The following is a 22,183-nucleotide window of genomic DNA, read 5'->3' as shown; positions in this document are numbered from 1 at the left end:
GCGATCGCTCTTTAGGGTAGTGCGCTCTGTGCGATCGCAAGCAATGCTTAAATAAAACTTATGAATAATTTGACGTTGGCAATAAATCTTGCACTGCACCCTACGACTCTGTTTCTAGCCTATCTCGCGCTGTCCAAATTGCCTCTCGCATCTCTCCAGTGCATTCTTCACCCGTCGCATCGCGCCAAATGGTTTGAAACTGGCTTTCTTTTAATTGATGGAGCATACGCGCTAAACATTGAATATCTTCATAAATCCATTCTTCATTATGCCGATGCTTAATATCATTACCTAAGACTTGAATATAAAATTGTAAGGCATCAGCGTAATTATTCTGCTGCTCTAAAGTTTTACCATATTCTATGAGTGTTGCCGATATTTTATTCGATATTTTTAGTTCTATTCTAATGCCAAGAGCTTTTTGGAAGTAGGCTATTGCCTCGTCAAAATTCCTTTTTAATTTTGCAATTTCACCTAATCCTTGGTACTCATCTGAAGCATTATACCAATCCTCTTTATCTTCATAAATTTGAAGAGCTTGATAGTAAAGTTGTTTTGCAAAATCTAGATTTACTTGAAGCTTTGCTACCTCACCTAATTCATGAAAAATAGCAGCAGTAAAATAATCATGTCCCAATTTTTCACAAATATGCAAAGCTTTCTGATAATTTAAAATTGCTTGTGTATAATCTCCTTTATATCGTGCTATTACACCCAGTTCTTGATAAATGCCTGCAAGTCTATACAAGTCTTGAGAATCCTGGTATATGTGAAAAGCCTTTTGGTAATATTGAGATGCTAACTCAAAATTATATTGTACTCTCGCTGCAACGCCAAGCTCATAATATACTCCAGCAGCGTTGTAAAAATCACCAGCATCTTCAAAAATTCTTAGTGCGTTTAGATAGTAATGTAAAGCTCCATAAAAATCTCCATCTTCCCTTGCTGCTAGACCTAAACTATAATTAGCAATAGCAATATCTTTATTCTTGGATGGGTCATTTAATGCAGTTAATTCATCTAAAATTTCTTGATGAATTATCCTAGATTTTTTAGGGTCTCCTAGTCGAACTGCTTCAGTAGCATCAATACCCCGTAAATATATCCAATATTCAAGGGCGCTTTGCCCTTTTGCTTTAGCTTGAGCCAAATTCATGCCAATATGACTGAATGCTCTTTGACGCAATGCCAGAAATTCAGCGAAACGACCTAGCTGATCATAAACCTGTCCCAAAGCTCTTAAAATTACCCGCGCTTCTTCCCAACATTGCAATTGTTCTGCAATTCTTAGATTTTGCAACAAATTTGGCTCTTCAAATAGCAGAAATATAGTTGCTCGCTCATCATTTTGACATATTTGTGGATCAAATGCTAAAGCATTAAATGCATAAAAAAGTAGTAATTTTTTTTCCAGTTCACTTATGGTAACTTCAGTGTGAAATTGAGATAGACATTGGCGTAGATACCAAGGTAGCACAGGGTGAATTTTATAAAGAGTTTCACAAAAATGTTCTAAGATTCCTACTTCTGCTGCTTCTTTAAAAATCCTTAGCCAGTCAGCTTTTTGTAAGTTGTCCCCAAATACAGCTTGATATGCTTGTCCAAAAGACTGATTTAAATTGTTTGAAGAGAAATTAGGAAGACATTCTGCATTAACTCGCTCACAAAACAGAGCTAAAAATGGTAAATGCTGGCGTGTTCGTTCTGACAGCTTACCAAAGGAATAATCCAACGACACAGTAAGAGATTTCTCTCTCCCTTCTTCCTCTAGTCCCCTAAAAGTATCCAGCCCCCGCCGCAGCGCCTCAATTAACTGCACAGGTGTCTGTGTCTTTAAATGCGGCAACACCACCCGCAAAGACAACGGATGTCCCCCCAACAATTTCAACAATTCCAAATACTCTGCTGGTAGGTTCTTTCTCTCCACACCCACCGTTTGCAGAATCTTCGCGGCTAACTCTTGGGCATCCGCTTGAGACAGCCCCCGCAAGTTGATTAAACTATACCCGCAATCAAGCCAAAGTTCTTCGCGGCGACTGGTAATTAATACCCAAGATTTACCACCCCGCAATTCCTTAAGAAACCGCTTCAGCTTGTTTCTTTCTTCCCCAGTCAATAATGGTTCATTCCCCGTAGGGAAACCGTTGACAGGTTCAAAGTTATCCCAAATCAACAAGCAAGGATTAGTTTGCAGATATTGCCGCACCACATCCTCTTGCTTATCTGGCATCATTTGGGAAAATCTCTCACCTCCTAACACCCTACCAATTTGGTTAATTACCTGACTCAACCCCGCACCCTGTTCAAAGGAGGTGAAGAACATACCGCCTGTACGTCCTTGAGTGTCATTTAACCACCGGGCGAAACCTGCGGCTAACTCAGTTTTACCAACGCCGCCCATTCCCTGCACTAACACAACATGATTTTGCCGAAATGCTCTCTCTAAACGCAAAATCTCATAATCCCGCCCAATAAAACCATAAGCACTTTCATCAGGTAAACCTACAGCTTTGCTGCTTTCTGGGGTGTTGTCTGCTTGCGCCATCAAATCGGCAAAACTGGGTGCTGTCTTTTTAGGAACGAAAGGCGTATAGGGTTCCTGTTGATACAACACCGGCACAAGCCAATCTTGTAAAGGTAAATTTCCTTTGGGACTGGGGCGCATTTTGTCAATAGACATAGACTTACGCCCTGCTGCAACTGCTGTGGCGATACACTCGCCCCTGACTAATTCCCCATACAACCGTCCAATAAAGTGTTCTGCACCTTTGGCGTAAACTGAATACGCCATCGCTACCACACCCTTAGCCCCCAATTTCACCAACTGTCCCGCCACTGAAGAAAAGGCTTCTTCCCCTACTTGTCCAGATTTGCAAGCATTCAGCACAAAAATTGGCACACGGCAATCTGTTAAATATTGGGCAATTTCCCTAGCGCTGACAGCTTGCTCATTTCCCTGTTCATCCTCAAAAACTAAAACTCCCTGAGTCTCGCTGTCAAAATTCCCATGTCCATCAAAATGGACGATATGATAAAAACCCTTATTCGCTTGCAGTTCTGCTTCAAATGCTTTCAAGCTAGGGGGACGCAATACCTTAAGATTGACTCGCTGACGTATCGGTTGCAGCGCCGCCAGCAGTGGACGGGCAATGGTTTTAAACCCAACATCTTGCTGATCGTAAGGACGGGCAATAACTAGTAAAATATTCAGTTGGTCATCGGGCATTGCTGGCAATGGTGCTTTTACGCCCTGACTGCTGAGACTGCGATACATCCCCGCCAGTGAAGGTGCAAGAAATTGATAATCGGGGGAATATAGCAACTCCCAAGGCAAATTCAGCACTTCGGCGTTATCAGAAATGATGCCCAGTTCACAGTTATCTAGTCCTTCCCGTGTCGCTTCTTGAAAAAACTCTCTTCCTTTCTCTGTACTGCGAAATACTAGCTCAAATAAATGTTGTCCCCAATGCTGTAATTTTTGTTCAATTTTTACAGCGTTATCAGGAAAAATACCGTAAGGAAAACTCAGATAATCTTCTAAATACCAGCGCAACTCAGCTGCGTTTTCTTCATCGAAGGGTTGCTGGAAGACGACTTCTGACGCAAAACGAGGACTTTCATATCCGCGTTGCCAAGAAAGTTGGATTTTGTCGTCTTGATGCGTAATCCGCAACCAATTCTGCGCCATAGCTACTGCCAACACTAGTTAATGTGATGTTACCTTATCCTTGTAATTCACGCAGAGGTTAGCTGATTACGCAAATGAAATCAGCTAATTTGTGTCAAATTGTGGTGAATTGAGGGTTTAAATTTAAACGCATAGGCGCTTCGCCTTCCCGCAGGGTAGGTTCGCAAAGGTAAACGCAAAGGGGCGCAGAGAATTTGCTACGAATTAATCAAATGTTATACTACGCTTTTCATTCAGTACAGATACAGCGATAATTTACTCAAATCATCACCGAGTTGTTTCATGCTGCCAGTTATTGAAAGCATTGTATTACGTCAAATGGCTTCGGGCGATCGCCTCTATTTACAACTATACAAATTCATCGGCGCTCAACCTGGTAAAAAGGTTTATATTCAATCTAATCTGCACGGTGCAGAAATTGCTGGTAATGCCGTTATTCACCAGCTAATTGAGTTTTTATTAACAGTAAATGATACAGATTTAACTGGAGAAATTTGGTTGGTTCCCGTTTGTAATCCAATGGGGACGAATGAACGCGCTCATCATTTTTCTCCTGGGCGTTACTGTATTTACGAAGCTAAAGACTGGAATCGCATCTTTTGGGATTACGAAAAAGAAGCTGATGATTTAGTAGCTTTTACTAAATCTCAACTTCATATTGATCTAGAGGTTGTTCGACAAAATTATTTAACTATAATTAAGCAACAATTTGCAAAAGTTTTAGAAAAAATTAATTCTCCTAGTGGTGTTCCTTACACTGAAGTTTTTAGCAGTAAACTACAAAATATCAGTTTAGATGCAGACTACTTAATTGATTTACATAGTTCTACCAATCAAGCTTTAGACTACGTTTATTACTTCCAAAATCGAGAAGACAGTGCAAAATACTTCGGGTTTGATTTCGGAGTTTTACTTGATAAATACGATGGTGATGCTTTTGATGAAGCTTTTATCAAACCTTGGTTAGCACTGGAAGCTTGTTTTAAAGATTTGGGTAGAGAAATCAAGTTTGATGTGGAAGCTTGGACACTGGAATTAGGAACAGGAATGCAAATGAACCCTGATTCAGTCGCTAAAGGTGTACGGGGTATAAAAAATTATTTAGTGCAAAAAGGTGTACTACAAAGTCCTAATTTATCGGATGACACAAAAACCCATGACATGACTTTTGCATCTAGCAGCAATCGGAAAAAATATTATGCGATCGCAGGTGGTATGATTCAATCCAGAATTGAACTAGGCAGTACAGTAAAAGCTGGAGAAAAATTGTATCAAATTCTCAGTTTTAATAAAGAAGGTAAGTTACCTAGTGTAATTGATGTCTGCGCTCAACATGATGGATTGGTTTATGATGTCGCAACCAATCAAGCTGTGAATGAAGGCGAGTTTGTATTGGGAATTGTAAGTTAGGGCATAGGGCATTGGGCATAGAGATTCATGTAATTATCATCACATACTAACTAAACATGAAAATTTTTACATGAAAATTTTTTTCTCTATTCTCCACTCTCCAGTCAGTTTAGTCTCAAAACAGTTTAGTTAAGGTTTTTTAATGAAAATTCTAGATCACAAAAATGCGATAAATCATCACAAAGACGCGATAAATCGCCGTCTCTACAAAAGACTAATTATTGTAGAGACGGCGATTCATCGCGTCTCTTGCCTTAACCGAACAGTATTGAGTTTAGTCTCCTAAATAAATACCCATACCACGAGCGGTTTTTACTAAAGTGCCATTGGGATCGACGGCACTATATTGAGCGATCGCTTCGGTAATTGGTACACTTAATACTTGGCGATTTTGCCATGTCACCATGCGATCGTATTTACCCTCTGCAATTAGATTAACCGCCGCAACGCCAAAGGCTGTAGCAACTAATCTATCTAGTGGTGAAGCAGTTCCACCTCGTTGAATGTGTCCTAAAACAGTGACTCGCGTTTCTACACCGATGTGTTCAATAATTTTATCTGCTAAATATTCGCCAATTCCACCGTATCGAGATTGACCTAAGCGATTTGTAACCGTCACATTCTCCCCATCGTGGGTACGAACCGCTTCGGAAACAATAATCAAACAATAGTTTTTGCCTTTCTCTTGGCGTTCTTTGATTTTGTGGCAAATGTGCTCAACTGTGTAAGGAATTTCGGGAATTAAAATTACATTTGCTCCCCCCGCAATCCCCGCAGCTATTGCTATGTGTCCTGCGTCACGCCCCATTACTTCCAAAATCATGACTCGGCTATGACTTGCAGCAGTAAAATGTAATCGATCTAGTGCTTCTGTGGCAATATTTACTGCTGTATCAAAACCGATGGCGTGTTCAGTAACGCCGATATCGTTATCAATCGTTTTAGGAATACCAACTAGGTTAATTCCGCCTTGTTGGGCGAGGCGACGGAGAATTGCCAAACTACCATCACCGCCAATACCAATCAAAGCATCTAAACCTAGCTCATGATAACCTGCAATGATTTCTTCGGAGCGATCGCATAAACTTCCATCCGCCATTGGAAAAGCGAAAGGGTCGCCTTTATTGGTTGTCCCTAACATTGTGCCACCCGCAGTTAACAGCGAGTCAACTTGATCAACTTCCAGCTTTGTGAATTGTGGCGGACGCGCCATTAATCCTAAAGTCGCTTGACGAATTCCCAAAACCTCCCAGCCGTAAGTATCTACAGCACAATTTACTACAGCCCTAATCACAGCATTTAAACCAGAACAATCACCTCCACTGGTAAGAATTCCTATGCGTTTGCGTTCTCCCATCTCTTTTATTGACATTTTGATTCAAATATATTGAGTAGTCGATGAAACTTAAGCCAAAGTTAGCAGCAAATTAAATCTAAGCAAATGCACTCCTTATAAATGCCAAAGTAATTTTATGTTTGTTTTGTATCTAAAAACAAAACAAAGTTATCTCAGCTGTAAAATATAGGTGTAGAGCCAGTAGTAGATTAAACCTCGGCAAAAGCAATCCCTAAAAATGCCAGGGTAATTTTATGCTTGTTTTGTGTCTAAGAAAAAACCAAGTTATCCCAGCTGTAAAATATGAGGGTGGAGCCAAAGGTGACTAGTATTGAAAATTACACTTTCTCTTTTTCAGGAGAAGTAAGCATCCCACAAGCTCCTCCTGAATTTAAATCAGGTTTCATCGGCATTGTTGGTCGTCCAAATGTCGGTAAATCTACTTTAATGAATCAATTGGTAGGACAAAAAATCGCCATTACATCACCAGTAGCGCAAACAACACGTAACCGTTTGCGCGGCATTTTGACTACACCAGAGGCGCAGTTAATATTTGTAGATACACCAGGAATTCATAAGCCCCATCATCAATTGGGTGAAGTACTGGTGCAAAATGCCAAAATTGCCATTGAATCGGTAGATGTAGTTTTATTTGTGGTAGATGGAGCCGTGGCTTGTGGTTCAGGCGATCGCTATATTGCCGAATTGCTCAGTCGCAGCAAAACCCCGGTGATTCTGGGCGTGAACAAAAGCGACCAACAACCTGCTGATTCTCAGTTTCTAGATGATAGTTACGCTCAGATGGCCCAGTCCCATGAATGGGAAATCGTGAAATTTTCTGCCAAGACTAGTGCAGGATTACCGCAACTTCAAGAATTATTAATTGAACATTTAGAAATTGGGCCATTATACTATCCGCCAGACTTGGTAACTGACCAGCCAGAACGCTTTATTATGGGTGAATTAATCCGAGAACAAATTTTATTATTGACTCGTGAAGAAGTACCCCATTCAGTAGCGATCGCTATTGATTTAGTAGAAGAAACTCCCAGCATTACTCGTGTACTTGCTACCATCAACGTTGAGCGCGATTCCCAAAAAGGCATACTTATTGGCAAAGGCGGAGCAATGCTCAAAGCGATTGGTAGCGAAGCTCGCGAACAAATCCAAAAGTTAATTTCTGGTAAAGTTTACCTCGAATTGTTTGTCAAAGTCCAGCCAAAATGGCGACAGTCGCGGATCAGTTTAGCAGAGTTAGGCTATCGCGTGGAAGAATAGAAAAGTTAGGAGTTGAAAGTTAGTAGTTTTAAACTAAAAACTTATGATAACTTTTAACTCTTAACTCGGACAATTTTAGATTTTTCCTTCAATCCAAAATCCAAAATTCAAAATCTAAAATTGAATGACTCCTAACTCCTAAATAATAAAAATGTCTTTAGATATTCGCTATCCCTTGAATTTACCAGCCAATGCTCCGCCGTTGCGCGTGTTAATTGTCGAAGATGATCCGATGATGCAACTAGGATTAGAGCAATCGTTAATGGCTCATCCTCAGTTAGAGATTGTTGGACAAGCCGAAGATGGTTATTTGGGAGTTCAAGCAGCACTGCAACTGAAACCTGATTTGGTGGTGATGGATATTGGATTGCCACGATTGGATGGCATTGCCGCGACACAGCAAATTAAGGCGGCGTTGCCAGCAACTCATGTGGTGATGCTGACATCTCATCAAACAGAGACAGAAATTATTGCGGCACTATCTAGCGGTGCAGATGCATATTGTATAAAAGGTGCAAGTGTGGAACGATTGTTAAGTGCGATCGCAGCCGCAGTTGATGGTGCAGCCTATCTCGATCCCCAAATTGCGCGGCGAGTGATTGACAATCTCAAACCGCCTACACCCACAAGCAACAACGCCAACTTATCTGGGCGCGAGTTAGAAGTACTGAAACTCATGGTAGACGGTTTGAGTAACCCAGAGATTGCCGAAAAACTTTATCTCAGTCCCAACACCATCAAAACTCACGTCCGAGGGATTATGAATAAATTAGCAGTAGACGATCGCGTGCAAGCAGCAGTTGTGGCACTACGTTCTGGATTGGTTTAGCAAACAAATGCAGCAAAATACAGAGACAAACCTCAGCAAAAGTCAGATTACTGCTGTATCCAAACTTAGAAAGTGTAGGATTTATGAGTGAATATTTCAATCCCATTTACAAGTAAAGGCGTACTTATGTACGCCTTTCTAGCCGATTCATTTGTTGCCAAGAATTTTGAAAAATAGTCTACCTCAATGCATTTTAGTTAAAAGAGTTTGTGAATTGATTCGGGTCTAGATTAGCAGGAAATAATAAAATTTCCTTACCTTCTAAGTTTGCCTTCTGGTGAAGCAAAATTGCCTTTTCCAAATAACAATATTTAATTGGAACCCATCTGTCGCTATAAAAGTAGACAGTTACTCGGCTCATTGCATACTCTTTCAACGGCAGTGGAAGAGACCAGGACGAGTCCACAGTTTGAACCTTACCTGTTGAGTCCATGCTTTGAACCTCAGTTATGTAAGTATATATACTTTCACTCACCAGGATGATTCAAAGAAACTGTCATAAGTAATAAGAATCTACCTTGAAACTGAATCTTTAGGTAAAAGTTAGAATACTTAAAACTGACCTAATGGCGGTAGAAGAACAACTGTTTAGCGACCTTAGCGCTAAATGCGATCGCTACTTATTATGTGTCAGCAGCTTAGATTATGCCCGCGCATAGCCCACTACCATAGTCGTTACTGAGATCAGATTTCTTCCCTTCTTGCACTAGTGTTGATGCACTCGCTCCAGTAACCATAACGAAGCAACAGTACCCACAAAGTGAGCAGCAATCCCAGTGATGTCTGCCACAACCACAAAAACATCCATCGGTCGAATAATGTTATAGGGGTTGGTGATTGCCACTCCTGGAGGTTGGGATATAGATTTTGCCACTAGCACGAACACGGTTGAACCAGCACCTAAGAGAGTTAATAATATTCCTACTAAACCCACAATTATCCCCAGTCGGAGGATTTTAGTTGTATTTGGCTTACTGGGATGCAAAGCTGGATTGGAATTTTCTAAAGCTTTGCCTATGTGAGTGTAACGAAAGTTCCAATAGAGACTGAATAACAATAGTACAATTCCGCAGACAGCCCAAAATATGCCAATTCCAAGACCAGCATTCTGTTGCTGAACAAATTCACGACCAGTCAAGGCAAACAACAAAGCTAAGACAGAAACCACTCCAATTGACAATTGTGCCCAGAAAGTAATCCAGCCTGTAAGGCGAATAGTATTACCAATTCCTCGTGTTTCTGGTGCTAGCGATCGCGCTTCTGATTCAGTTTGCATATAAATTACCATTAAATTTAATTGCCTTATGCCCCTATTGCCAAGAATATTTCCTCAGTTCGCCTTATACCCCCACCCCTAGACATAATCACCTCAAAATCTTGGGGAATAAAATCTTAATGGGCATTGGGCATTGGGGATTAGGATAAGAGTTGTTTTCCAGTCCCCAGTGCCCATAATTGAAAATCCTGCCAAACGATGAAAAGTTTTCAAACTCAGGGACGATGAGGAATTAGCAACTAAATTGACAAAATCACACTATAAAGAGTGATATTAAGCGAGAGATAGCGCTTGTAAAGGACTAACGGGCATGATTAAATCTTGGATGGTGATTGGGGGTGTGGCTTTCTTAGTTGCTTTAGCAGCTAACGTGATTACGCCTAGCGATCGCCAATGGTTCAAGCGCTTACAACGACCGAGATGGCTAACTTTTGAGGGTGCGATTCCAATTATTTGGACTGTAATATTTATTTGCGGTGCTTGGTCGGCTTATATTATCTGGGAAAAAGATCCAGGAAGCACCTCAACCTGGTTAATCATGGGTTTATATCTGCTGTTAGAAATTATTACCATTGCCTATACGCCTGTAATGTTTAGGCTTCGCAGTCTGAAAGTGGGAACAATTCTTGGTGGTGCAGGTTTTATCATTTGTGCTTTATTAATACTTGCAGTCTTAAGCATTTCTGGTTGGGCAGCATTGCTACTAGTTCCTTATTTCCTGTGGAGTCCCATTGGTACTTATACCACTTGGCAGATGATTAGTCTCAATCCTCAAGATGCCTAAGATTCGCACCAGCGAATGATTCAACCTATGCCCTAAATTGTCAAACTTGCAGTGTATAACTTGACAAAATACACAAAGCTTGAGTGCATTATGATTCCATCTTGGATAATAATTGGGGCTGTAACTTTCTTCATCGCCCTTGGTAGTTTCTTGATCACGCCGCGTGATGTTAAATGGTTTGCAAAGTTAAGTCGCCCTCGCTGGCTAGTTTTTGAGCCGTTAATTCCCCTCATCTGGACTGTGATTTTTATTTGCGGTGCAGCTTCAGCCCATATTGTCTGGGAAAAAAATCCTGGAAGCCTAGTTACTTGGCTACTAATGGCTTTGTACCTCTTGGTGGAAATTATCACCGTCGCCTACATACCTATAATGTTGAGGTTTCGTAGTCTCAAAGCTGGGGAAATTCTTGGGCTAATCGGTTTGATTTCAGGTGTTGTCCTGGCAATCTGCATTTTGCCGATTTCTCCAATGGCGGCGCTGTTACTCCTTCCCTATCTAATTTGGACTCCTATTGGTACTTACACTACCGACGAGTTAAAAGAGTTAAATCCTCAAGATGCATAACGCATCTATGCAAGACGGCCATAACGTGCTGTGGCAGGATTGGCTGGATTAGATTGATTATTCAGCCAAGCCCACATTTGATCGCCAATAGAGAAATGCCACCATTCTCTAGGATTGCGTTGAAAGCCGACTTTTAACATTACATCTTGCAATAGCTGACGGTGGGCATGATAATTTTGGGCTTCTGGGCGATCGCTATTGGCATAATAATCGGGATGCGATCGCTCTGACATTTCATCAATCGGCGAACCCATATTCACTATTTGCCCTGCATCATCTACTAGCGTTACATCTACCGCCGCACCTGTACTATGAGGAGGCGGAGTTTTTTCATCTAAACTTGGCACAGCCCAAATTGTATAAACCGCTTCCCAAACCTCTTGGCGTTGGTTTGGTGATAACTCCACCTCAGTCAGTCCTCTATCCTGCACTGCTTGGGCGAAGCTGTAATCTACCATAAACTGCTGGACTGCTACTGGGCGATAAGCATCAAAAATTTGAATACGCCAGTTGGGATGCAGCAGTTGAAGATAATTTTGCGCTTGGATCAAATTTTCAATAATGCTTTGACGGAGATAATAAGGGGAGCGATCGCCATAGGGCGCACCCAATTTTTCATAAGGATGGGGAGATTCCACGGCAAATAATTCTAAAGGAATCGCCATTAGCGGTTCACAACACTCGAAAATTGGGATTTGATGATAAGGCCTCATGTGAATAATTCGTAATTCGTAATTCGTAATTCGTAATTATTACCCCATGCTGTACATTAGGCAATTGCCAAATCATAATGTAAAACTAAGATGTAATCAAACGTGGATAAGGATTTTTAGCGGTAGTTTCCCATATTGTCCGCAGCCTGATTCCGTCTGCATCAGGTAATATTCAATCTACCTTAAGCTGTTGACCAAATTTACAGTTTTTTTTAATTACGAATTACGAATTACGAATTACGAATTATTTTAATGCTCAATCAAAATCAAACACCTTTATTAGATGCCTTAAAAATCAATGCAGCAAGACCCCATGCGCCTTTTTACACTCCAGGACATAAACAAGGTGAAGGAATTTATCAATCCTTGGCTGATTTATTTGGCAAAGCTGTCTTTCGTGCTGATTTAACAGAATTAGCAGATTTAGATAATCTCTTTGCACCCCAAGGCGTTATTCAAGAAGCACAACAACTGGCGGCTGAGGCATTTGGCGCTTCGCAAACATGGTTCCTTGTCAATGGTTCTACCTGTGGGATTGAAGCGGCAATTCTCGCTACCTGTGGCACAGGCGATAAAATCATTCTGCCTCGAAATGTTCATTCTTCTGCGATCGCAGGTTTAATTCTCTCCGGTGCAATACCCATTTTTCTGAATCCTGAATACGATCCAGTTTTAGATATTGCCCACAGTATCACACCTGAAGCTGTACAATCTGCACTCCAACAACATCCAGATGCCAAAGCAGTGTTGACAGTTTATCCAACATATTACGGCGTTTGTGGAGATTTGAGTGCGATCGCCAACATTACCCATCAATACAATATCCCTCTACTCGTAGATGAGGCACACGGCGCACACTTTGCCTTTCATCCAGAATTACCCACTCCAGCCTTAGCCGCAGGTGCTGATTTAACTGTACAATCCATCCATAAAGTACTCGGTGCGATGACACAGGCATCGATGCTCCATGTCCAAGGTAATAGGATAGATTGCGATCGCATCAGTAAAGCTTTGCAACTCGTACAATCTACCAGTCCTAGTTATTTACTTTTAGCTTCTTTAGATGCAGCGCGTCAGCAAATCGCACTCCAGGGAAAAATACTGATGTCTCGCACTTTGCAACTTGCTGAAGAAGCTAGAACCAGAATCAATCAAATTCCTGGATTATCTGTTTTAGAAATCTCGGCTTTGGGGGGATCTCCCGGCTTTGTAGCTTTAGACGAAACGCGATTAACTGTCACTGTTTCTGGTTTAGGTTTAACCGGATTTGAAGTAGATGAAATTCTTGATGAAAAATTTGCTGTCACTGCTGAATTCGCCTCACTGCAACATCTCACCTTTATCATTAGTTTAGGCAACACCCCAACCGATATTGCGCAATTAGTGCAAGGTTTTACCACCCTTGCCAAAGAATATCGCCGAATCAACTTGACTCTTAAAAACCAGGTTTGGCAAAATCTGGGCAAAACACTGGATTATGCTTTACATTTTTCACCCCGTGAAGCCTTTTTTGCTGTCAGTGAAATACTACCTTTGACACAAACCAATAAACGTATCTGTGCTGAAATCATCTGTCCCTATCCCCCAGGAATTCCTGTGTTAATGCCGGGAGAAGTCATTACCAAATCTGTTCTTGACTATCTGCAACAAATTCAGGCGATGGGAGGTTTTATCAGCGGTTGCGCTGATACTAGCCTCAAAACTTTGAAAGTTGTGAAATAATCTTCAAACTCCAAGCTTTTTAATTATTTTTGATAAAATTTAATTTATTTCCAGGTTTAGGATTAATTGCTGTATTGTTTGGTTTATTTCGCTACAAACGCAATCAAGCAACTTGTCTAAAATAATCAGAAATTTTTGGCAGCATGGCGCATGACGCGAACTTATTACAGATTTTCGCTCATGCGCTATTTCCTTGCTCCCTACCTTCTACAATAAAGATAGACTTTATTGAGATTTGTATAGTTGGGGATAGGCTGTCATGGCTCCCGCCGTTTTAATTCAAAATCTGCAAAAACGCTACGGTACAGTGGTTGCCGTCCAGGATGTTTCCTTTCAGGTAGAACCAGGAGAAATTTTTGGTTTACTTGGCCCCAACGGTGCTGGTAAAACTACTACCTTGCGTGCTTTATGTACACTCACCACACCGGATGCGGGCAAAATTGAAGTATCTGGCATCTCTGTGTTAGATAATCCAAGAGTGGCAAGACAACGACTAGGCTACGTAGCTCAGGAAGTCGCTATAGATAAGGTACTGACTGGAAAAGAATTGCTGCAATTGCAAGCAGCACTTTATCATCTCCCAGGTGCAGTAGCCAAACAACGTATTGAGACAGTCTTAGATTTACTCGGTTTGCAAGAATACGCCAATAAAAAGACAGGGACATACTCAGGCGGTTTACGCAAGCGCCTAGACTTGGCTGCTGGATTGCTCCATGCACCGGATGTTCTGGTGTTGGATGAGCCAACTGTTGGGCTTGATATAGAAACCCGTTTTGTGGTGTGGGATTTCTTGAGAAAATTACGCGCCTCTGGGACGACGGTAGTAATTACCAGCCATTATTTAGAAGAGATTGACGCTTTAGCCGATCGTGTGGCAATTATAGATCGCGGCATCGTGATTGCCAGTGGCACACCTTCACAATTAAAAGATCAAGTAGGGGGCGATCGCATCACCTTGCGAATCCGCGAGTTTTCCCCCATTGAGGAAGCAGAAATTGCCAAAAACCTGTTGCAATCTTTGCCGTTTGTCCAAGAAGTCATCATCAACAGCGCTCAAGGTAATTCTCTCAACTTGGTAGTTACACCTCAGAACGATGTTCTGATTAACATACAGCAATCGCTGAATACCGCTGGCTTGCCCATATTTGGCATCGCCCAATCTCGCCCCAGCCTCGATGATGTTTACCTCGCCGCTACAGGACGCACACTGATGGATGCAGAACTGGCAGCCGTTGCCACTCGCGATCCCAAGGCTGAGAAGAAGCAGAATATGAGATAGAGAATGGGGAGTGAAGAAGGGAATAGGTGACAGGTTACAGGGTACAGATTATTCCCTGTCACCTGTCACCTCTCCCCTAATCCCAATGCCCAATCTAAAATCCAAAATCCAAAATCCAAAATTGCTATGAGTGTTACTCCTAAATCTGATATAAATTGGCAGCCGCTAGCATCGCCACAAGCAGATGCTAATGCTGCACCTAACTTTTTCGGTGAATTGGTACAAGAGACGTTGGCTTTAACTCGTCGCTTGTTTATTCAGTTGCAACGCCGTCCTTCATCTTTAGTTGCCGGAATTATTCAGCCAGTAATGTGGTTGATACTGTTTGGCGCTTTGTTCCAAAATGCTCCTAAGGGTATATTTGGCAATACAACCAATTACGGTCAATTTTTGGCTGCCGGCATAATTGTGTTTACAGCCTTTGCTGGGGCGCTGAATGCTGGTTTGCCAGTAATGTTTGACCGCGAATTCGGCTTTTTGAATCGTTTGCTGGTGGCACCGTTAGCATCAAGGTTTTCCATTGTCTTTGCTTCGGCAATTTTCATCATCAGCCAAAGTTTGCTGCAAGCAGCGGTGATTGTAGCAGCGGCGGCGTTCTTGGGGGCAGGGTTACCCGATGTAGCGGGTTTAAGTGCGATCGCTTTAATTGTCTTCCTCTTAGCTTTGGGCGTAACAGCAATCTCTCTTGGTTTAGCTTTTGCTCTACCCGGACACATTGAATTGATTGCAGTAATTTTCGTCACTAACCTGCCATTATTGTTTGCTAGTACTGCCTTGGCTCCTCTATCCTTTATGCCTCAATGGTTGCAGGTTGTGGCTACCCTAAATCCTCTCAGCTATGCGATCGAACCAATTCGCTATCTTTATCTCCACAGTAGTTGGGGGCTAGGTAGTGTAGTGATGCAGGCCCCTTGGGGCGATGTTACCTTTGGGGGAGCATTGCTGATATTGTTTGGCTTTGCCCTTGTCGCCTTACTGAGTATTCAGCCCCAACTGCGGCGGACTCTTGCTTAAAGAGATAAAATAGAGCAATTTTAGGGTCAAAATCCCATGAAAAAACCATTTTTACAAATTCCTAGACTATTTGTGGCTACCGTGGCAGGAATTAGCTTTGCTTCCTTGCTCATGGCTCAACCTAGTTCGGCTCAAGTCAGCCCAGCGGATTCTTTTCCCAGTAATAGTACAACAGACCAAAATACCGATCCATTTTCCCGCACGAACTCAGATAATTTCAACATGTTTGACCTGATTCATCGGGCAAATTTCGGGACTCTCAACTGGAATTCTGACCAACAGAACGAACAACTAGACTCAGCCGCAGCAGCCTTTAAAGCAAGGCAAGAAAAACTAATTCAAGATCAACAGCAAGCAACTCCCCGTTCGCCACTGGTTATACCACAATCAGTGACACCGCCATCAGTGACACCAGCATCAGGTAACTGAATTCAAACGAAGAACCCCAAGCCTCTGGAGGCTCGGGGCTAAGACTATTTAAAAAATCCTTAGTTATCAGGTAAAAAAACTACAGCCCAAGTGCAGCTAAAACATCGCTAGCATGGGTGGTAGTATTTACACTGGTGTCAACATGGGTAATTTTACCGCTGGGGTCAATTACATAGGTGACACGCTTGGCATAACCGCCGCCATCCACATCGAAAGCTGTGATTAGGGATTTGTCGGTGTCAGCCAGTAGGGGAAAGTTTAAATTATATTTTTGGGTGAATGCCTGATGGGAGACTTCATCATCTGCACTGACTCCTAAGACTACAACATCTTTGCCTTGATATTGAGGCTGGGCATCCCGAAAACTACAGGCTTGTTTGGTGCAGCCTGGCGTGTCATCTTTGGGGTAAAAATACAAAACGACGGTCTTTCCGGCAAAATCAGATAAAGAGATTGTGTTGCCGTTTGTATCTTTGGCGGTAAATGCAGGTGCATCCGTACCAACTGCTAGAGGCATAATTAACCTTTCCTGTTTCAGATTGTTGATGCACTTGAAATTTTACATTAATTTATAATGTTTAAATATAATTACTAAAAAATAGCAAAACTATACTTTAGGTAACCAATTTTTGGTTAAATGAGGTAGTTGGTACAAGAAAAAATATATTCTTAGATTAATCTTTATCAGAAGAAAAATTTCTACCCATACACAATGCCTGCTGTTGATTCCCAAAACCCAAATATTTTTATCTATCCTCAGAGCACAGTAGAAAGAGCCGAGCGATCGCTAGTGTGTTCACCTTTCAATTTATCTTTATTTGAAGTGATGGGACACCAGAGTGTGTCATTAACTGCGATCGCCCTGGAAAATGGACTCAAACAAGGCTATACTAAGCGTCCTTTATCAGAATTAGCCTGTGACAACGCCTTGGGCTGGCTAATCCAAGTAGGTGTATTGCGACGAGAAGTCGATGGTCAGGGAATTACAGATAGTTTTCGCCTCACTCCTTTGGGTCGCCAGTTGGTGGAACAATATCAGGGAAAAAATTGGCGGACACCTTCATGGCGCGATCATTTATCCGATATTGTGATTCGTTGGTTGCGGATACCTTTTTAGAATAAAAAACCAAAGAGTTAGGATTAGGCAATCAAAGGGAACAATATATACGGAAACATCACATCTATTCATGAAGTCTTTACCATAATCATCTAATTGAAATTTGTGATGGCGTTGGTAGCAAGTAAAGAAGGGAGACACGGAGAGGGAGAGACGCGGGGACGCGGAAAAATTATCAAATCCTCTCTCGTGTCCCCATGTCCCCGTTTCTTTTTTCCTCTTAAAAATTCACCCTGTATCTTGAAAACTAACTAATAGCAACTATGAAATCAATTATGGTAGTGGGGACAACATCCCATGCAGGGAAATCACTTTTAACTACAGCTATTTGTCGCATTCTGTCGCGGCGTGGCTGGCGGGTGGCTCCCTTTAAAGGTCAAAATATGGCTTTAAATGCTTATGTCACTGCCAGTGGTGGAGAAATTGGCTATGCCCAAGCAGTACAAGCTTGGGCGGCGGGAGTCGTACCTTGGGTAGAAATGAACCCGATTTTACTCAAACCCCAAGGGGATATGACTTCCCAAGTAATTATTAAAGGCAGGTCTGTAGGCAAGGTGAGTGCCTCCGATTACTACGAGCAATATTTTGAACTGGGGTGGCGGACAATTGAAGAATCGCTACAGCATTTAGGAACGGAATTTGACTTGCTGGTTTGTGAAGGTGCCGGTAGTCCAGCAGAGATTAACCTCAAGCACCGCGACTTAACTAATATGCGGGTGGCAAAACATTTGAACGCGTCAACGATGTTAGTGGTTGATATTGATCGGGGTGGCGCTTTTGCTCATGTTGTTGGAACCTTAGAGTTATTGGAACCGGATGAACGCGCCTTAATAAAGGGTGTAGTAATTAATAAGTTCCGAGGACAGCGATCGCTCCTAGATCCGGGGATAAAATGGTTAGAAGAACGCACAGGTATCCCCGTTATCGGTGTTATACCTTACCTACAAGAAGTTTTTCCAGCAGAAGATTCCCTTGATCTGCTAGAACGTCAATCGTCGTCGAATAAAGTCCAAACTGACCTCAATATTGCGGTCATCCGCTTACCAAGAATTGCCAACTTCACCGATTTTGATCCACTGGAATCAGAAAGTACAGTTTCAGTTAAATATTTAAGTCCTAAGCAAGATTTAGGACACCCCGATGCCGTGATTATCCCAGGTACAAAGACCACCATTGCTGATTTACTGCTACTGCAAAAAAGCGGTATGGCAGAAGCTATCCAAAACTATGCTGCTTCTGGTGGAACTGTTTTAGGTATCTGTGGTGGTTATCAAATGCTTGGTCAAATCATCGCCGATCCAGAAGGGATAGAAGGACAAGCTGGTAGGTATCAAGGGTTAAATCTTTTACCAATCAGAACTGTAATTACAGGACAAAAAATTGCCCGCCAGCGCCAAGTTAGCTCAAATTATCCGCAACAAGGCTTGCCAGTTAATGGCTTTGAAATCCACCAAGGGCGATCGCGCATCGAACAGCAAGGCATAGATCCACAATCGTATCATGCCCTATTTGACGATATTAATTTAGGGTTAGTGGATAGTTGTCAATCTGTGTGGGGTAGTTATCTCCACGGGCTTTTTGACAACGGCCCTTGGCGACGGGCTTGGTTAAATCGCCTCCGTCAACAGCGGGGTTTAAAATCTTTGCCCACAGGTGTTGCTAACTATCGGGAACAGCGAGAGCAGATTTTGGATTCTTTAGCCACTGAAGTTGAAAGCCATTTAGACTTAAGTCTGTTTTTGTCTTAAGCTAAAATGCGTTGAAGTGTCATTAGTCATTGGTCATTTGTCATTTGCAAATGACCAATAACAAAGGACAACTCTTAGGAGTCCATACTAAATTAAATGCGTAACATTGATGGTTGTTCGTGTCCGTTTTTTACCAGATGATGTCATAGTAGATGCCGAAGTGGGAGAAGCCCTCTTAGATGTAGCAGACCGGGCTGGAGTATTTATTCCCACTGGTTGTCTTATGGGGTCTTGTCACGCTTGCACCGTCGAATTAGAGGATGGAGAGATCATCCGCGCTTGTATCACCGCAGTCCCGCCAGGCGAGGAATTAACGATTAATTTGTTTAGTGACCCAACTTGGTAATGTCAGCCCTGTTATTGACAAGGACTAGTATAGTAAAACAAGTCAATGCATAAATAAAAACCTAATTAATGATTAGATTTTTTTGGATAGACAGCAAGGAATATTTGAACCATTGTTTCTTACTGTGGCCTGTGGCGATCGCATTTTTTAAGAAAATTAATGCCAAAGAAAATCCGGTAACTGAAGCAAATGCTTTCCCAAGTAGGTTTTACAGAAGTCCCTGGAAAAGGAAGTCATACTAACTGGGTGCATCCCCTCTATAGTGGAAAAATCACGATTTCAGGCAAAGACGGAGCAGATGCTAAACACTACCAAGAGAAGGAAGTGAAACAGGCAATTGAGGAAGCAGAAGGGAAAGAAAAAGATGAGTAAGCTTAAGTACCAAATGATTATTCAATGGTCTGATGAAGATGCTTGCTTCTTAGTAGGATTCCCTGATTTTCCAGGACAACGCTGGCGGACTCATGGAGATACTTACGAGTTGGCTGTGGTAAATGGAATTGAAGCTTTAGAGTCTCTAATTATTGCTTACGAAGCTGTAGGTGATCCACTTCCAGAACCAACAGTAAGTAGAGTGCGTTAACGCGATTGAGTAGGTGGTAACTAATGCTGAACAATTTGCGCGATCGCAGGTTATTTTGTATCTATATCAATTAGCTTTAACATTCAGTGCGTATTCTTTAAACCTTTCTAAATCAGCTTGAATCGTTGATTCAACTATCCGCCCTAAAAATAAGTTATCCATAATTTTGCCAATCATGCCGGGGATGGCGTAGGAAATGGTCATTTTGACAACGCTACTACCGTGGCGATCGTAAAAGCGAATTGCTCCCTGATTCGGCAAACCATCAACAGATTCCCATTGGATAATTTGGTTGGGAACAACTTTAAGAATTCGTGATTTCCAATTAAATTCTAGACTGCCCGTCTTTAATTTCCAAAGAGATATATCTGGATTATCTGGCGGAATTTTCACCGAATCAATCCATTTCATCCATCGGGGCATTTGCTCTAAATCAGCCCAAAGGCTCCATACTAAATCTATGGGAGCTTCTACTTCTACCTGCACAGTATGCTCTAACCAATCTGACATTCTCTCTTTTTCCTTCGCGTCCTACTTTTCGAGAAGCCACTTCGTGTCTACGCGTCCTTTGCGGTAGTCTGCGGCAAGTCACTGCGTGTCTAAGTCAATTCTTCAAACTCTCTAAAATCACTTTTGCCGCCCGCCGTCCAGAAATAGTAGCACCTTCCATGCTGTCGATGTAATCTTGCTGAGTATAACTCCCTGCAAGGAAGAAATTATCTACTGGCGTTTTTTGATTGGGACGATAGGCATCCATCCCTGGCGCTTCTCGGTAGAGAGACTGAGCAAGTTTTACCACACTGTACCAAGTCATATTTAACTCCCGCGACGAGGGAAACAGTTCATGGACTTGCTTGAGGACATGCTGTGCGATCGCTTCATTACTTTGGGCAATAAACGGATCTCCCGGTGTCAGCACTAGCTGTAACAATGAACCCTGTCCTGGGCGATAATAATCAGCAGGGCTAGTCAACGCCAAATCGGCAAAACAAGAAAAGTCAGCATCAGCTGTGTAAAGTAAATTATCGATTCCAGCCGCGTGATTTAGTTGTTTACGTTGCTCTCCATCGTTCAGTTCTGTTACCCAACCATCAAAGCGTAACTGCACTGTAGCCACTGGTACTGCATCCAGTTTGTAAATATTGTCAAATTCTGACCACTTACGCCACTCGTGGGGTAGGATGCGTTGGATTCCTGGAACATCACAGGCAAAGACATAAGCATCAGCAGTGATAGTTTCTACTGTATCACCTTGGGCAACTACTATACCAGTGACGCGGGTTTGTTCCTCTAACTCAGTAAACTGAATTTCCCGCACTTGTCGGCGGGTATAAACTTTAGCACCTCTAACTTCTAAGTATTCCAGAATGGGCTTGTGCAAATACTCAGATGGAGAACCTTCCAGCATTCGCAAAACTGAAGCTTCAGTTCTGACAGCAAATAACTGGAATATGGTTAACATACAACGGGCAGACATATTTTCGCAATCAATAAATCCCAATGCGTAAGCAATGGGGTTCCACAGGCGCTTGATGCTGCCATTACTCCCACCATGACTGCGAAACCAATCGGCAAAGCTAACTTTATCTAAGTTGCGGATGGTTTTCATCGCCCCGTTAAAGTCTACCAATCCGCGAACTATGGGACTAGTACCCAAAGCGATCGCATTTTGCAGTTTATCCTGCAACGATAGTTGAGAAGTCGTGAAAAATGCCTTTAAGCCATTGAAAGGCGCACCTGTAAGGAAGCGAAAATCCAGAGCACCAGTGCGCCCTCCTTTGTTAATAAAAGTGTGGGTATGTTCCTTGAGGCGTAAGTTTTCTAACACCCCCACTTTCTTCATCAAGTCAAATAGTTGGTAATAGCAGCCGAAAAATACATGCAATCCCATTTCTAGATGGTTGCCATCTCCATCAACCCAACTGCCAACTTTACCACCGACAAATGGACGAGACTCAAAAATCTCTACTTCACAACCAGCATCTGCTAGATCCACTGCGGTTGCTAGCCCAGCTAGTCCCGCACCTACGATTGCAACGCGCATTCCGTCGTTCCTTTTCAGTTTCT

General features: G+C 42.2%; 21 protein-coding genes. 14 read left to right on the top strand and 7 right to left on the bottom strand.

From position 1 onward, the window contains the following. Positions 1 to 100: 100 nt before the first annotated feature. Positions 101 to 3,688, bottom strand: coding sequence for a tetratricopeptide repeat protein (locus ACEYW6_RS05835; RefSeq protein ID WP_412978976.1), 3,588 nt, complete (start codon positions 3,686 to 3,688; stop codon positions 101 to 103). A 282-nt stretch (positions 3,689 to 3,970) separates the two neighbouring features. Between ACEYW6_RS05835 and ACEYW6_RS05830 the strand changes: the two genes are divergently transcribed. Continuing rightward, on the top strand, positions 3,971 to 5,098 hold the full coding sequence (locus ACEYW6_RS05830; RefSeq protein WP_412978975.1) for a succinylglutamate desuccinylase/aspartoacylase family protein: 1,128 nt from the start codon (positions 3,971 to 3,973) through the stop codon (positions 5,096 to 5,098). A 274-nt stretch (positions 5,099 to 5,372) separates the two neighbouring features. Here the strand turns inward: ACEYW6_RS05830 and ACEYW6_RS05825 are convergent, their stop codons facing one another. Beyond that, the gene (locus ACEYW6_RS05825) at positions 5,373 to 6,455 is read right to left on the bottom strand and encodes an ATP-dependent 6-phosphofructokinase (protein WP_190894093.1); all 1,083 of its coding nucleotides are present in this window, start codon (positions 6,453 to 6,455) and stop codon (positions 5,373 to 5,375) included. A 282-nt stretch (positions 6,456 to 6,737) separates the two neighbouring features. On the opposite strand from ACEYW6_RS05825, the gene era reads away from it, so the two are divergent. After that, entirely contained in the window at positions 6,738 to 7,712 is a 975-nt protein-coding gene (gene era / locus ACEYW6_RS05820) for a GTPase Era (protein ID WP_412978974.1), read from the top strand. 151 nt (positions 7,713 to 7,863) lie between these two features. Then, on the top strand, positions 7,864 to 8,541 hold the full coding sequence (locus ACEYW6_RS05815) for a response regulator (RefSeq protein WP_174710379.1): 678 nt from the start codon (positions 7,864 to 7,866) through the stop codon (positions 8,539 to 8,541). Positions 8,542 to 9,247: 706 nt separating this feature from the next. On the opposite strand, the gene ACEYW6_RS05810 is transcribed toward ACEYW6_RS05815, so the two are convergent. Further along, positions 9,248 to 9,817 carry a DUF3611 family protein gene (locus ACEYW6_RS05810; protein WP_412978973.1) on the bottom strand — a complete coding sequence of 190 codons (570 nt, stop codon included), beginning with the start codon at positions 9,815 to 9,817 and terminating at the stop codon, positions 9,248 to 9,250. A 310-nt stretch (positions 9,818 to 10,127) separates the two neighbouring features. On the opposite strand from ACEYW6_RS05810, the gene ACEYW6_RS05805 reads away from it, so the two are divergent. Further along, positions 10,128 to 10,601 carry a TspO/MBR family protein gene (locus ACEYW6_RS05805; protein ID WP_412978972.1) on the top strand — a complete coding sequence of 158 codons (474 nt, stop codon included), beginning with the start codon at positions 10,128 to 10,130 and terminating at the stop codon, positions 10,599 to 10,601. A gap of 90 nt (positions 10,602 to 10,691) precedes the next feature. Continuing rightward, positions 10,692 to 11,165: a TspO/MBR family protein gene (locus ACEYW6_RS05800; protein WP_412978971.1), complete on the top strand. Its 474-nt coding sequence runs from the start codon at positions 10,692 to 10,694 to the stop codon at positions 11,163 to 11,165. Positions 11,166 to 11,170: 5 nt separating this feature from the next. Here ACEYW6_RS05800 and ACEYW6_RS05795 read toward each other — a convergent pair whose 3' ends face one another. After that, complete coding sequence (locus tag ACEYW6_RS05795; protein ID WP_412978970.1) at positions 11,171 to 11,878, bottom strand: M15 family metallopeptidase; 708 nt, start codon at positions 11,876 to 11,878, stop codon at positions 11,171 to 11,173. A 252-nt stretch (positions 11,879 to 12,130) separates the two neighbouring features. Between ACEYW6_RS05795 and ACEYW6_RS05790 the strand changes: the two genes are divergently transcribed. The 4 genes from ACEYW6_RS05790 (at position 12,131) to ACEYW6_RS05775 (ending at position 16,322) form a co-directional block, all read left to right on the top strand. Continuing rightward, a complete protein-coding gene (locus tag ACEYW6_RS05790; RefSeq protein WP_412978969.1) occupies positions 12,131 to 13,600 on the top strand; it encodes an aminotransferase class I/II-fold pyridoxal phosphate-dependent enzyme in 1,470 nt (489 codons plus the stop codon). Between the two features lie 259 nt (positions 13,601 to 13,859). Continuing rightward, on the top strand, positions 13,860 to 14,879 hold the full coding sequence (locus ACEYW6_RS05785) for an ATP-binding cassette domain-containing protein (RefSeq protein WP_190894037.1): 1,020 nt from the start codon (positions 13,860 to 13,862) through the stop codon (positions 14,877 to 14,879). Positions 14,880 to 15,005: 126 nt separating this feature from the next. Next, a complete protein-coding gene (locus tag ACEYW6_RS05780; protein ID WP_412978968.1) occupies positions 15,006 to 15,893 on the top strand; it encodes an ABC transporter permease in 888 nt (295 codons plus the stop codon). Between the two features lie 36 nt (positions 15,894 to 15,929). Then, positions 15,930 to 16,322 (top strand): hypothetical protein, encoded by a 393-nt coding sequence (locus ACEYW6_RS05775; RefSeq protein ID WP_412978967.1) that lies wholly within the window; start codon positions 15,930 to 15,932, stop codon positions 16,320 to 16,322. 79 nt (positions 16,323 to 16,401) lie between these two features. Here the strand turns inward: ACEYW6_RS05775 and ACEYW6_RS05770 are convergent, their stop codons facing one another. After that, a complete protein-coding gene (locus ACEYW6_RS05770) occupies positions 16,402 to 16,839 on the bottom strand; it encodes a peroxiredoxin (RefSeq protein ID WP_190894035.1) in 438 nt (145 codons plus the stop codon). Positions 16,840 to 17,034: 195 nt separating this feature from the next. Between ACEYW6_RS05770 and ACEYW6_RS05765 the strand changes: the two genes are divergently transcribed. From ACEYW6_RS05765 to ACEYW6_RS05745, 5 genes are all read left to right on the top strand, one after another. Beyond that, a complete protein-coding gene (locus ACEYW6_RS05765; protein ID WP_412978966.1) occupies positions 17,035 to 17,439 on the top strand; it encodes an Npun_F0494 family protein in 405 nt (134 codons plus the stop codon). A 263-nt stretch (positions 17,440 to 17,702) separates the two neighbouring features. After that, complete coding sequence (gene cobQ, locus ACEYW6_RS05760) at positions 17,703 to 19,187, top strand: cobyric acid synthase CobQ (RefSeq protein ID WP_412978965.1); 1,485 nt, start codon at positions 17,703 to 17,705, stop codon at positions 19,185 to 19,187. Positions 19,188 to 19,296: 109 nt separating this feature from the next. Next, the gene (locus ACEYW6_RS05755; protein ID WP_412978964.1) at positions 19,297 to 19,533 is read left to right on the top strand and encodes a 2Fe-2S iron-sulfur cluster-binding protein; all 237 of its coding nucleotides are present in this window, start codon (positions 19,297 to 19,299) and stop codon (positions 19,531 to 19,533) included. A 189-nt stretch (positions 19,534 to 19,722) separates the two neighbouring features. Then, complete coding sequence (locus ACEYW6_RS05750) at positions 19,723 to 19,905, top strand: type II toxin-antitoxin system HicA family toxin (protein WP_412978963.1); 183 nt, start codon at positions 19,723 to 19,725, stop codon at positions 19,903 to 19,905. Continuing rightward, the gene (locus ACEYW6_RS05745; protein WP_412978962.1) at positions 19,898 to 20,116 is read left to right on the top strand and encodes a type II toxin-antitoxin system HicB family antitoxin; all 219 of its coding nucleotides are present in this window, start codon (positions 19,898 to 19,900) and stop codon (positions 20,114 to 20,116) included. Before ACEYW6_RS05750 ends, ACEYW6_RS05745 begins: the two co-directional genes overlap by 8 nt. 66 nt (positions 20,117 to 20,182) lie before the next feature. Here the strand turns inward: ACEYW6_RS05745 and ACEYW6_RS05740 are convergent, their stop codons facing one another. Next, a complete protein-coding gene (locus ACEYW6_RS05740; protein ID WP_190894029.1) occupies positions 20,183 to 20,626 on the bottom strand; it encodes an SRPBCC family protein in 444 nt (147 codons plus the stop codon). Positions 20,627 to 20,720: 94 nt separating this feature from the next. Next, complete coding sequence (zds, locus tag ACEYW6_RS05735; protein WP_412978961.1) at positions 20,721 to 22,160, bottom strand: 9,9'-di-cis-zeta-carotene desaturase; 1,440 nt, start codon at positions 22,158 to 22,160, stop codon at positions 20,721 to 20,723. Positions 22,161 to 22,183 lie beyond the last annotated feature (23 nt).

It is taken from the genome of Nostoc sp. UIC 10607 (assembly GCF_047228265.1).
Classification (GTDB): domain Bacteria; phylum Cyanobacteriota; class Cyanobacteriia; order Cyanobacteriales; family Nostocaceae; genus Nostoc; species Nostoc foliaceum_A.
The sequence above is the reverse complement of the archived record's forward strand: the minus strand, read 5'-3'. Positions and strand labels throughout refer to the sequence as shown.